Source organism: Bacillus sp. MAG717A (assembly GCF_036884855.1).
Lineage (GTDB): Bacteria > Bacillota > Bacilli > Bacillales > Bacillaceae > Bacillus > Bacillus safensis.
In genome coordinates, this window is record NZ_CP145733.1 from 2,071,822 (window position 1) to 2,083,884 (window position 12,063).

12 protein-coding genes are annotated in these 12,063 nt (G+C 44.4%); 11 read left to right on the plus strand and 1 reads right to left on the minus strand.

Annotated elements, in window-relative coordinates; all coding sequences use genetic code 11:
* Positions 1-3: 3 nt before the first annotated feature.
* From V6Z54_RS10510 to V6Z54_RS10560, 11 genes are all read left to right on the plus strand, one after another.
* Positions 4-1,026, plus strand: a complete 1,023-nt coding sequence (locus V6Z54_RS10510) for a polysaccharide pyruvyl transferase family protein (RefSeq protein ID WP_338527971.1) — start codon at positions 4-6, stop codon at positions 1,024-1,026.
* 28 nt (positions 1,027-1,054) lie between these two features.
* Complete coding sequence (locus V6Z54_RS10515; RefSeq protein ID WP_338527300.1) at positions 1,055-2,569, plus strand: MATE family efflux transporter; 1,515 nt, start codon at positions 1,055-1,057, stop codon at positions 2,567-2,569.
* A gap of 20 nt (positions 2,570-2,589) precedes the next feature.
* Positions 2,590-3,183: a sugar transferase gene (locus tag V6Z54_RS10520; RefSeq protein ID WP_039181552.1), complete on the plus strand. Its 594-nt coding sequence runs from the start codon at positions 2,590-2,592 to the stop codon at positions 3,181-3,183.
* Positions 3,146-3,832: an acetyltransferase gene (locus tag V6Z54_RS10525; protein ID WP_338527301.1), complete on the plus strand. Its 687-nt coding sequence runs from the start codon at positions 3,146-3,148 to the stop codon at positions 3,830-3,832. Before V6Z54_RS10520 ends, V6Z54_RS10525 begins: the two co-directional genes overlap by 38 nt.
* Positions 3,832-5,010, plus strand: a complete 1,179-nt coding sequence (locus tag V6Z54_RS10530) for a DegT/DnrJ/EryC1/StrS family aminotransferase (protein ID WP_338527302.1) — start codon at positions 3,832-3,834, stop codon at positions 5,008-5,010. Before V6Z54_RS10525 ends, V6Z54_RS10530 begins: the two co-directional genes overlap by 1 nt.
* 149 nt (positions 5,011-5,159) lie before the next feature.
* Positions 5,160-6,782 carry a nickel ABC transporter substrate-binding protein gene (nikA, locus tag V6Z54_RS10535; protein WP_338527303.1) on the plus strand — a complete coding sequence of 541 codons (1,623 nt, stop codon included), beginning with the start codon at positions 5,160-5,162 and terminating at the stop codon, positions 6,780-6,782.
* Between the two features lie 18 nt (positions 6,783-6,800).
* Complete coding sequence (nikB, locus tag V6Z54_RS10540) at positions 6,801-7,745, plus strand: nickel ABC transporter permease subunit NikB (protein WP_041088194.1); 945 nt, start codon at positions 6,801-6,803, stop codon at positions 7,743-7,745.
* Positions 7,742-8,575: a nickel ABC transporter permease subunit NikC gene (gene nikC / locus V6Z54_RS10545; RefSeq protein WP_338527304.1), complete on the plus strand. Its 834-nt coding sequence runs from the start codon at positions 7,742-7,744 to the stop codon at positions 8,573-8,575. Before nikB ends, nikC begins: the two co-directional genes overlap by 4 nt.
* A gap of 4 nt (positions 8,576-8,579) precedes the next feature.
* Positions 8,580-9,395 (plus strand): nickel import ATP-binding protein NikD, encoded by an 816-nt coding sequence (nikD, locus tag V6Z54_RS10550; RefSeq protein WP_338527305.1) that lies wholly within the window; start codon positions 8,580-8,582, stop codon positions 9,393-9,395.
* Between the two features lie 13 nt (positions 9,396-9,408).
* Positions 9,409-10,224: a nickel import ATP-binding protein NikE gene (nikE, locus tag V6Z54_RS10555; RefSeq protein ID WP_041088196.1), complete on the plus strand. Its 816-nt coding sequence runs from the start codon at positions 9,409-9,411 to the stop codon at positions 10,222-10,224.
* Positions 10,225-10,479: 255 nt separating this feature from the next.
* Positions 10,480-11,805: an MATE family efflux transporter gene (locus V6Z54_RS10560; protein ID WP_338527306.1), complete on the plus strand. Its 1,326-nt coding sequence runs from the start codon at positions 10,480-10,482 to the stop codon at positions 11,803-11,805.
* Positions 11,806-11,824: 19 nt separating this feature from the next.
* On the opposite strand, the gene yvfG is transcribed toward V6Z54_RS10560, so the two are convergent.
* Positions 11,825-12,040: a protein YvfG gene (gene yvfG / locus V6Z54_RS10565; protein WP_338527307.1), complete on the minus strand. Its 216-nt coding sequence runs from the start codon at positions 12,038-12,040 to the stop codon at positions 11,825-11,827.
* Positions 12,041-12,063: the final 23 nt, after the last annotated feature.

Below are 12,063 nucleotides of genomic sequence, written 5' to 3' on the forward strand. Positions count from 1 at the left end.
GGATTGACATTGCAGCAATTGAAGGCAAACGCCGCAGAGTGGCTGCTCTTAAAGGTCAAATATCCGCTTGAGTATAGACTGAGCCGCCAAAGGCTGCCAGAGCTGAGTCATCAGAAGAAAATCATTCTCACGCTGCTGCCGGGACATGATAATTTAGGGGATCATGCGATTGCCTATGCGAGTTATTGTTTTTTAAAGAAACACTTTCCAGCCTATGACATCATAGAAGTGGACATGAAAGAGATCTATCGCCTCGCCCGTCCGCTAAAGCGCAGCCGGCATCCAGATGACATCGTCTGTATCATCGGTGGGGGCAATATTGGGGATTTATACCGGTACGAAGAATGGACGAGACAATTTATCATCAAGACCTTCAAGTCCTATCCCATGATTCAACTGCCTGCCACTGTTCATTTTACAGAAACAAAGAAAGGGAAAAGGGAGGAACGACGCGCCATACACACGTATAAGCAGCACCCAAGACTGCTCCTCATGGCAAGAGATCAAACAACCTATGAATGGATGAAGCAGCATTTTCCTGATCAAGATGTGTGGAAACAGCCTGATATGGTGCTGTCATTAGACGAATCATCAAAGGATGAAACACGTGAAGGGGTTCTGCTTTGTCTGCGTGAGGATCAAGAAGCATATCTCACAAAGGAGGAGCGCCAGCAGCTGCAGCAGTATATTCAAGAGACATATGATCAAGTCGGTTTGATCACAACGACAATTGGCAGACGGGTCGATCGAACAACTCGCTTGGAGGAGTTAACGGCTTTATGGACGGAGTTAAAACAAGCACAGGTCGTCGTGACAGATCGTCTGCATGGCATGATCTTTTGTGCGATCACTCATACACCGTGTGTTGTCCTTAGGTCGTTTGATCATAAGGTGATGGAGGGATTTGAGTGGGTGGCTCACCTTCCGTTTATGACCCTTTTAAAAGAACCAAATGAGACCGCTGTGAAAGAGGCCGTTCATCAGCTGATGAAAACAAGTGGTCAAAAGGGAGAGGAAGCTGGATGAGGGCTCTTAAACGCTGCGTGAAAGCACAATGAATCGAGCGTTTCTTTATAATGCCAGTGCGAACTTAATCACATTTGTCCTGATGATGCTCATGTCTGTTTGTTTAACACCTTATATTGTTCATACGCTTGGAGTGGAAGCATTCGGCTTAATCCATCTGACGCAAAATATGATCAACTATTTATCGGTCATTACCGCTTCGTTAAGTGCGGTTGTTGTGCGTTTTTTTTCTGTGGCGGCTCATAAAGGAGAGATGGAGAAGGCGCAGCGCTATCTCGCTTCCTATTTCGTCAGTTCGTTTTTACTATCTATCAGTCTCTTTTTGCTTTGTCTTTTCATATCTCATCAGCTGGTTGAGTGGCTTCATGTGCCCGTTCATCTCGCAAAAGACACACAGACCGCCTTTATTTTAGGGGGTCTTTTATTTATGCTCAATTTCGTCATGTCTGGCATTGGGGCTGCACCGTTTTATGCGAATAAGCTCTATGTATCAAGTGTTGGACAGGCAATTCAAATGTTTCTGAGAGCACTGATGATTGTCATCCTGTTTACATGGACGACACCAGCCATTTGGCATATTCCACTTGCGGCCGTCATTGGAAGCTTAGCGGCTATGGGAATCGGTATCTATTATTTTAAGAAACTCATCCCTTGGTTTTCGTTTAAGTGGCGGCATGTCTCATTATCGTCTAGTCTCACTCTTGTTCGATCAGGGGTCTGGCATTCATTTGAGCAAATGGGGATTTTGTTGTTTTTACAAATTGATTTATTGATGACCAACTTGCTCATTGGAGCTGAAGCGACAGGCAAATATGCGGCGATTTTACAGTTTCCATTATTATTACGCACACTGGCAGGGACACTGGCCGTTGTGTTTGCACCAACAATCACGAAATTTTATTCGAATCAGGACAAAGAGGGGCTCATTCAATATGCTGCAAACGCTATTAAGTGGAGCGGCTTATTTGTTGCGTTCCCAGCCGCGCTTTTAGGAGGTCTCGCTGGTCCGCTCATGCTTCTATGGCTTGGCCCTGCTTTTGAGGAGCTGAAATGGCTTCTCATGATTCATGCGGCTTATTTATGTTTGACCTTGATGTTTTTACCGCTCACATATGTGCCAACCGTGTTTAATCGTTTTAAAGTTCCTGCGGTTGTCACCCTTATATTAGGTGTGTCTAATGTGCTTTTTGCCTATGGATTGACTCATATGCTGCAGCTCGGTTTATATGGCATTGCATCCGCGGGGGCAATGGTTTTATTGATCAAAAATATTGTGTTTCTGCCATTTTATACGGCTAGCATCACGAATCAGAAACGCACCATCTTTTACAAGCATACGCTGGTTCCGCTTGCAGGAGCGCTATTTATTTGGGGCGTCTGCGCAGGAATTCAAGCGGTATATAACGTGACTTCATGGTGGGAGCTGTTTTGTATTGGCGGGCTTTGTTTCATTCTCTATATAGGCTACTTGTATCTGTTTGCAGGAACGAAACGAGAGCGGATGCAGCTGATGCGTAAGGTAAAACATGCGGTCTCCCGCTAATATGAAAAGGAGATGCAATGATGAAAAGAATGATCGATGTGATGGTGGCATTGACGCTGCTCATCGCAGGCAGTCTTCTTTTTCTTCTCATCTATGGACTGATTAGATGGAAAATTGGAACGCCTGTGGTGTTTCGGCAGAAGCGGCCTGGTCTGTATGGCAGGCCTTTTATGCTCTATAAATTTCGGACAATGACCGATGAACGCGACGAACATGGGGAGCTGCTGCCAGATCATCTGCGTTTAACAAAAACCGGCGCCTTGATTCGAAAGCTTAGTCTTGATGAATTGCCGCAGCTTGTCAATGTACTCAAAGGAGAGCTCAGTCTCGTCGGGCCAAGACCGCTTTTGATGGAGTATTTGCCTATGTATACAGAGGAACAAGCAAGGCGTCATCTTGTAAAGCCCGGCATAACAGGATGGGCACAGGTGAACGGCCGAAACACGCTTTCCTGGGAGGAGAAATTCACCTATGACCTTTGGTATGTCGAGCATCAATCGTTTTGGCTCGATATGAAAATTCTATGGATGACCTTGCTGAAAGTCATGAAAACAGAGGGGGTGCAGCAGCCGGATCATGCCACAGCTGAAAAATTCAAAGGAACCGATATGTAAGAAGCAAACCATTGGTTTAATTGGGGCTGGAGGACATAGCAAAGTCATCCAAGATCTCATTTCTGCACATTCCGATTACTCATTATGTGCGGTGTTAGATGATCAATTTGAAGAGGAGGTCACTCAAAGCGGGATTTTGTATGGACCGATATACATGAGTGAGCAGCTGAGAAAGACCATGCCACATATGAAATGGCTGATTGCGATCGGACAAAATGAGATCAGACAGCTCATGAAGGAACGCCTCTCATTTGAAAACACAGCGTACGCCACACTCATTCATCCAGAGGCGGTCATAAGTCCGTCAGCTGTCATTGGAAGGGGGACTGTCGTGATGGCAAGGGCAGTGGTACAAGCAGATGCAGCCATCGGTGAGCATGCGATTATGAATACAGGATCTATCGTGGAGCATGACTGCATACTCGAATCGTTTGTGCACCTGTCACCAGGCGCGGTTCTGACTGGCGGTGTTTCCGTGCGGGAGGGTGCACATATTGGGGCAGGTGCCGTGGTGATACCGGGTACAACGATTGGAAGCTGGACGGTCATTGGCGCTGGAGCAGCAGTGACAAGAGATATACATGATCAGAAGGTTGCGGTAGGAATTCCTGCAATGGAAATCAAAGATCGGAAAGAAGGTGGAAAGTGATGAAAGAAAAGAAGCGAATTTACTTATCTCCTCCGCATATGAGCGGAAAAGAGTATCTCAAAATAGAGGAAGCCTTCAAGAGCAACTGGATTGCGCCGCTTGGACCGCTTGTGAATGAATTTGAGCAGACAGTAGCGGACTATGCAGGAGTGAAGACAGGCGCGGCTTTATCCTCAGGAACAGCGGCGATTCACCTTGCTTTAAAGCTGATAGGTGTACAAAAAGAAGACATTGTCTTTTGTTCCACCCTCACGTTTGTTGCAACGGCAAATCCGATTTTATATGAACAAGCGTCGCCCGTTTTTATTGATTCTGAAAGGGAGACGTGGAATATGTGTCCGCTCTCTTTAGAGAAAGCCTTTGTTGAGTCAAAACGTCTTGGTAAAAAACCTCGCGCGGTCATTGTCGTCCATCTATATGGGCAAAGTGCAAAAATGGACGAGATCATGGCTCTGTGTGAAGCATATGATGTACCCGTCATTGAGGATGCGGCTGAATCGTTAGGTTCGCTGTATAAAGGAAGGAAAAGCGGCTCAATGGGCAGGTTCGGTATCTATTCTTTTAATGGAAATAAAATCATTACAACATCAGGGGGCGGAATGCTTGTGAGTGATGATGAAGCAGCGATTGAACGATGCCGCTTTCTTGCGTCACAGGCAAGAGAACAAGCCATGCACTATGAGCATCAAGAGATGGGATACAACTATCGCATGAGCAACCTCTTAGCAGGTGTCGGGATTGCTCAAATGGAAGTGCTGGACGAACGTGTTGATCAAAAGCGCCGCATTTTCCAGCGTTATCAGGACGCTTTATCAGAAGCGGAGGGTCTTCATTTGATGCCAGAATATCAAGAAACGAAATCCAACCGCTGGCTGACGGCATTGACCATTGAACGTGATACAAAATTGTCTCCAGCAGATATCATTCTTGCTTTAGAAAAAGAACAAATCGAAGCAAGGCATGTATGGAAGCCGCTACACCAGCAGCCGCTCTTTCGTCATTGCCCTTTTTATACTGCGGAAAAAGGGACGCCTGTATCCGAGCTGTTATTTGAGAGGGGGCTTTGTCTCCCGTCTGGAACGAGCATGACAGATGCAGAACAGGAGCGTATCATCCATATACTTCATGACATGCTGCGAGAAAAAACATTTACCTCTTCACAGGCTGCTCATTCGTAAGCAGCCTGCCTCTCTTTCTATCAAATTTCTCAATTTATGGATTAATTAGGAACGATCGTTGTCATTTCGTTTCAAATATGATATTGACAAGGGCTCTCTTCCTCCTTAAAATGAAAATGATTATCAGCATCAATTAGGAGGAACAACTTATGACTATTTGGAATAATTTTCCGAAAATTAAAATAAATACTGTGTTACCCTTCCTGCTTATTCTCTTTTTATTAGTAGGATGCTCTCAAACAAGCAATGGAGCGGATGGAAATAAGGATCACCCTGACATGATCACAATGGCGTGGCCAAGAGATGTTGGTGAAATGAATCCACACGTATACAACCCATCACAATTGTTTGCACAATCAATGATTTATGAGCCGTTGGTGAGCTATCAAAAGAATGGAAAGCTGAAACCAGAATTAGCGAAATCATGGGATGTTTCAAAGGATGGCAAGGTGTATACGTTCCATTTAAGAGACGGAGTAACATTCTCAGATGGCTCTGAATTTAATGCGGATATTGTTAAAAAGAACTTTGATACGATTTTAAAAAATAAAGATTTACATAGCTGGTTAGGTGTCATTAAGAAAATCAAAAAGACAGAAGCCGTTGATCAAAAGACATTTAAAATCACATTAACAGCACCATATTATCCAACTGTGCAAGAATTAGCCGTTGTTCGTCCAGTTCGTTTCTTAGGTGAAGCAGGCTTCCCTAAAAACGGAGATACGTCAAAAGGAATTGAAAAACCAGTCGGGACAGGCCCTTGGGTTTTAAAAACATATAAAAAAGATGACTATGCCATTTTCGAACGAAACGATCATTATTGGGGAGAAAAACCAAAGGTAAAAGAAATCAAGGTAAAGGTCATCCCAGATGCGGAAACGAGAGTCATGGCATTTGAAAAAGGAGATGTGGATCTACTTTACGGAGAAGGAACCATTAGCCTTGATTCTTACAAACAGCTAGAGGCAAGCGGCAAGTATGAAACGAAAATGTCAGAGCCTGTTGCAACGAGACAGCTTGTCATGAACACAAAAGTGGATCAGCTGTCAGATGAGAAAGTGCGTCACGCCCTTCAATATGCGTTCAATAAAAAATCAATGGTAGAAGGGGTCACCTCTGGTTTAGAGGATGAAGCAGATCACATCCTGCCGACAAACATGCCGTATACGTCAAACATTCAAGTGAAGTCTTTCAAATATGATGTGGACAAAGCCAAAGCATTGCTGGATGAAGCGGGCTGGACACTTCCAAAAGGAAAATCCGTTCGAGAAAAAGATGGGAAAAAGCTTGAGTTCAGCATGATGTATGACTCGGCAGAATCGATTCAAAAAGCAATGGCTGAGACGCTGCAAGCAGAATGGGCAGCCGTTGGTGTTGGTGTCAAACTTGAGGGTGTGGATTTGGCTACACAGGTTCAGCGGTTTAAAGCCAATAAGTTTGATATGAACTTCTTTAGTAATTACGGAGCGCCGTATGATCCGCATACATTTATGAACGTTCTCTCATCAGATGGTTTTGGATTCAAAGAAGCCATCTCAGCCTACTCAAATAAGGAAAAGCTGATCAAAGAAATGACGGAAATTCCATCAACAACAAATGAAAAGAAACGTAAAGCACTGTATTCGTCCGTCTTATCCTCTTTACAGGATCAAGGGGCAATTGTGCCAATCTCTTATTTTAAAAAGACAGCCGTTTATCAAAAAGCTGTGAAGGACTTTGAATTCCCTGCGAATCGTGATGAACATCCTTTCACAGGCATTAAGCTGAAGTAACAGAAGGAAGGTAAGGAAATGGGCCGCTATATCGTCAAACGAGTGCTATCAATTATTCCTGTATTTTTATTAGCCACACTGCTCACAACTGGTATGATTCACCTTTCGCCAGTTGACCCGGCTGAGGCATATTTAGCAGCGGCTCATATCCAGCCTACGGATGAAATATTAGCGCAAAAACGAAGTGAATTCGGCTTAGATGAGCCATTTTATATGCAGTATCTTCGTACCATTGAAAAAGTCATTCACCTTGATTTCGGCCGGTCGTATATGTCGAATCAGCCTGTCGTTGATGACGTGATTTATCGAATACCGGCGACGATTCAATTGGCACTTACCAGTCTACTGATCGCTATTTGTGTCAGCATTCCACTCGGCTTTTTCAGCGGCATGAGGAAAAATGGTGCCGTTGATCATGTGAGCCGGCTTATTTCTTTCTTAGGAGCATCTATCCCGACGTTTGTCTTGGGGTATTTGCTCATCTTCTTTTTTTCAGTGAAGCTTGACCTCTTACCAGTTGAAGGGATTGGCACATGGGAGCATCTCATTCTGCCGTCCATCACACTGGCAGTCCCTTTAATTGCTACGTATACAAGGCTGTTACGGTCAAGTGTGAGTGAGGCGCTTCAAGAGCCTTTCGTTCAATATGCGAGAATCAGAGGATTGAAGGAACAATCGATCATGTTCAAGCATGTGTTCAGAATTGCGATATCGCCGATGCTGACCGGACTTGGGGTGAACCTCGGCAAGCTGTTAACCGGAACCATTATTGTAGAGGCCGTTTTCTCATGGCCAGGGTTTGGCCGCTTTTTTATTGAATCGATCTTTAACCGGGATCTGCCAGTCATTCAATTTTATGTCCTCATGTCAGCCTGTATTTTTATCTTGAGCAGCTTGATCGTTGACTTATTCCAGCTGATTATTGACCCCCGTATTTCTAGAAAGGAAGGCCGCCAGCAATGACGACAAAAGTAAAACATCTCTTCTCTCATCAAAAGATGATCTCGATCTGCGCCCTGCTGCTCGGTCTCCTGCTGATTGTGACAATATGTGCACCATGGATCGCTCCACATGATCCGGCAGCTGTCAATCTAGCGATGAAGCTAAAGGGGTCTTCGTGGGAGTATCCTCTTGGAACAGATCAATTAGGGCGGTGCAATTTATCTCGTATTTTATATGGTGCACGTGTTTCGCTCGGCTGTGCGTTATTAATCTTTCTTTCTTCGTTATTCATTGGTTTAATTGTCGGCCTGTTTTCAGGATACAAAGGCGGCTGGATTGATCATGTTTTGATGAGAATCTGTGACGGTGTCATGGCATTTCCAAACCTAGTGCTGATCCTTGGATTAGTCGGCATCTTCGGTCCGGGACTTTCTCAAGTCGTACTAGCCTTGATGCTTGTGCAATGGGTGTATTATGCCCGCGTCTTCCGAGGGATGGTGCTCAGTTTAAAAGAACAGAACTTTATTGCAGCTGCAAAAATCAGTGGGACCTCGCACTGGAATATCATGAGAAAGCATATGATTCCCAATGTCCTGCCGCCATTAGCAGTTATTGGAACACTCGAAATGGGCTGGGCGATTATGGACATTTCTGCGATGTCTTTCCTCGGATTAGGGGTTCAGCCTCCTATGCCTGAATGGGGAGCAATGATTCATGAAGGGAAGTCGTATATTCAAACGTATCCTCAGTTGATGCTGTACCCAGGTCTTGTGATCATGACTGTGGTGATTCTGTTTAATTTACTAGGAGAAGCCCTTTCAGAGAAATATGGCATCAAACGCCGTGTGTAAAGGAATGATCAATGTGCAAGAGTCCATTTTACAAATAGAGAACCTGCATGTGCATACGAAAACACCTCAAGGGACAACCCCTCTTATTCAAGAAGTATCGTTTGAAGTAGGGCGCGGTCAAATCCTTGGATTAATTGGTGAGAGCGGCTGCGGGAAAACAGTGACAAGTATGTCGATCTTACGTATGCTTGATCGAAAAACAACTGAAGTCACTGGCAGTATCACATTACAGGGACGAGAATTGATCGGTATAAGTGAAAAGGATATGCGGTCCATTCGCGGCAAAGACATCTCGTATATTATGCAAAATCCCATGAACAGTTTTACGCCGGTATGGACAATCGGACATCAGCTGGTTGAAACCATCCGCCGGCATACTTCTGTCAGTAAAAGGCAGGCGCAAGCACAGGCAATGGATGCGTTAGCGAAAATGAACCTGCCTCAGCCAGACCAGCTGTTCAACAAGTATCCCTTTGAATTAAGCGGAGGGATGCTGCAGCGTATCATGATCGCCATGGCTGCCTGTATGCACCCGCCTCTCATCATTGCAGATGAGCCGACAACTGCTTTAGATGTACACAATCAGAAACGGGTGCTTCAGCATCTGAACCAAATTCGTCATGACTATGGAACGGCCATTTTACTCATTACCCACGATCTTGGTGTCATTGCTGAAATGGCAGATCAAGTTGTCGTCATGAAACAAGGAGAAATTGTTGAAAAGGCAGGAGTTCTTGAACTTTTTGAACAACCAAAGCATGATTATACAAAAAAACTATTAGCAGCTCGTCCATCCATCCCAGCTGTTTGCCCGATTTGAGGTGAGAAGGCCCTTGCATTTATTAGAAGTAAAAGCAGTCAGTCATGCATACAACAGCCGGTCGTTTCTAATGAGAAAAAAAGGCGCAGCCCCCGTCCTGAAAAGCGTCAATTTGAATATTGAAGAAGGCACCTGTCTTGGGCTGCTGGGACAAAGCGGCGCAGGGAAAAGTACACTTGGCCGTATCATACTTGGTTTAGAGAAACCAAGAGCTGGACAGGTACTTTTTGAAGGTCAGGATGTCTATCGTGCAGATCAGAAAACATGTAAGCATTTTCGCCGGCATGTGCAAGCAGTGTTTCAGGATTCCTATTCCGCGGTAAATCCAAGATGGACAGTTGAACAAATTTTATCTGAACCGCTTGAAAACTATGAAACCATGAGCCGAAAGGAACGTAAAAATGTATTGATTCACTGGCTGGAAAGAGTCGGGCTCGCTGAAAAGGATTTGTCTAAATATCCGCACCAATTCAGCGGCGGCCAGCTGCAAAGGATCAACATCGCTAGAGCTTTATTGCTCCAGCCAAAGCTCATTGTACTTGATGAATCTGTCAGCAGCTTAGACATGGTTACACAGGCTGTCATTTTAGATTTATTAGTAGAATTAAAGAAGGAGCTGGGTGTGGCTTACTTATTTATTACACATGATATGACAGCAGCCTATCACTTAAGTGATCAATTGGCGATTCTTGATCAAGGAGAGCTTGTGGCCCAATTTCAATCAAAAGAAGAATTCTTTTCATCAGAAGAGGAAGCGGTGCGAAAAATGAGAGATGCAATGCTCGCAGACCATCCTTTGTCACGAACGATTGGCAGACCGGTTCGGTAAAGGTTTATTAACAACGCCTCTTTGAGAAGAGGCTCAGCGTGTAGACAAACCCTCGCATTCTTTGTCAGTTCTGCGCTCCGGTGCTCACGAATGTCAAATTCGCTCCGCTCCGGTGCTCGTCCTTCCTAGACTGCAAAGGTTTTCTATCACGCTGAAAGGAAGACAAAGGGCTAAAATAAAGATCATTTTAGCCCTTTGCAGGCAATTTGCGCCTCTTTGAGAAGAGGCTATTTTTCATGAAAGGCAGGTGGCATCGTGAACCATCGAGCGTATTTAGCTTTGGCCATTCCTTTAACAATTTCAACGATGACCACTCCATTACTTGGAGCTGTTGATACAGCGGTTGTCGGTCAGCTCGCAAATCCCGCTTATATTGGAGGCGTTGCGGTCGGCAGTCTCATTTTCAGTACATTATATTGGCTGTTTGGTTTTTTACGGGTAAGTACATCTGCTTTTGCCGCCCAGGCAAACGGAGCGCAGAATGAGGAGCAGGGCATTCTTGCTTTTCTAAGACCTTTTTTCGTCGCCATCATCGTCGGACTTTGTTTTATTGCCCTGCAATGGCCGATTATTCAATCTGCTTTTCTAGTGATCTCTCCTGATGCTGATGTCCGTCAATTTGCCGCAGACTATTTTCATATTCGCATTTGGGGAGCGCCATTTACTTTAATGAATTATGTCATATTGGGCTGGCTCATGGGGATGGCAAAAATGAAAGAAGCCCTTTCTTTACAAATCTTGATCAATGTCATGAATATGGCTCTTGCATTTCTGCTAGTTCATGTGTTTTCGTTTGCGGTCAAAGGAGTTGCGGCAGCGACTTTGATATCTGAACTAACCGCTTTTGTGTTAGGGGCATGGATCATCATGAAGCATTCGTCAAACGGATTCCAGATGCCTTCCATTAAGAAAATCATGGATACACAGGCAGTGCAGAAAATGTTTCATGTGAATAAAGATTTGTTTATCCGCACGATCTGTTTGCTAGTGGTCATCAACATGTTTACAGCAAAAGGTGCTTCTTTTGGTACAGAGCTGCTGGCAGCCAATGCCATCTTATTTCAAATTCACTACATCATGGCTTATTTGTTCGATGGTTTTGCCAATGCGTCCAGCATCCTTGTTGGGCGGTCAGTTGGTGCAAATGACCGTTCTCTTTATGAAAAAACTTTAACCCTTTCAAGGCAGTGGGCACTTGTTATGGCATGTGTCATTGCGGCGGTTTATTTTCTATTAAAAGAACCGATATTGAGCTTGTTTACAAGTCTCCCTCAGCTGCTTGACGTGACATTACGCTATGCAGACTGGCTTGTTCTTTATCCGTTTGCGGCTTGTTTCGGTTTGGTCATTTACGGCGTATTTACAGGTGCGACAGAAATTGTCCCTGTTAGAAATTCGATGCTGTTTGCAATGATTTTGTTTATCGTAGTTCAAACCGCGGTCACGCCCATTTGGCACAATCATGGTCTATGGTTTGCCTTTATCATCTATACTGTAGGGCGGTCAGGTTTTTTGATGATGTATAAATCGCGGCTGGATCAGAAGCTTTCCGCATATGATAAACACCCTTTGCCATCTTGACAAAGGGTGTTCTTTTCGTTCATTCGCTTTCTTTTTTCACCTTTTGATAGGCTTCATCAAGATGCTGAATTCGTCTCAATACAACCGCATTTTTGGTCAGCTGGTCTTGAACAAGCGTCGACACTACTGAGCGGTAATAGGCATTCATCGCATGAACTTTGTCTTCATTTTGGTTCATGGCGATGTGCTGTTTCAAGTTGTCGACAAAGTATGGGACGGAAAAAAGTTCAGACATAGAAATCACTCCTATTTCGTATA

What these genes read in the sequence shown, in the direction of transcription:
- V6Z54_RS10525 (WP_338527301.1), top strand. Translation starts at nt 3,146, where the DNA reads ATGCCACAGCTGAAAAATTCAAAGGAACCGATATGTAAGAAGCAAACC.
- nikC (WP_338527304.1), top strand. Translation starts at nt 7,742, where the DNA reads ATGACGACAAAAGTAAAACATCTCTTCTCTCATCAAAAGATGATCTCG.
- V6Z54_RS10530 (WP_338527302.1), top strand. Translation starts at nt 3,832, where the DNA reads ATGAAAGAAAAGAAGCGAATTTACTTATCTCCTCCGCATATGAGCGGA.
- nikD (WP_338527305.1), top strand. Translation starts at nt 8,580, where the DNA reads ATGATCAATGTGCAAGAGTCCATTTTACAAATAGAGAACCTGCATGTG.
- nikA (WP_338527303.1), top strand. Translation starts at nt 5,160, where the DNA reads ATGACTATTTGGAATAATTTTCCGAAAATTAAAATAAATACTGTGTTA.
- yvfG (WP_338527307.1), bottom strand. Translation starts at nt 12,040, where the DNA reads ATGTCTGAACTTTTTTCCGTCCCATACTTTGTCGACAACTTGAAACAG.
- V6Z54_RS10515 (WP_338527300.1), top strand. Translation starts at nt 1,055, where the DNA reads ATGAATCGAGCGTTTCTTTATAATGCCAGTGCGAACTTAATCACATTT.
- nikB (WP_041088194.1), top strand. Translation starts at nt 6,801, where the DNA reads ATGGGCCGCTATATCGTCAAACGAGTGCTATCAATTATTCCTGTATTT.
- V6Z54_RS10520 (WP_039181552.1), top strand. Translation starts at nt 2,590, where the DNA reads ATGAAAAGAATGATCGATGTGATGGTGGCATTGACGCTGCTCATCGCA.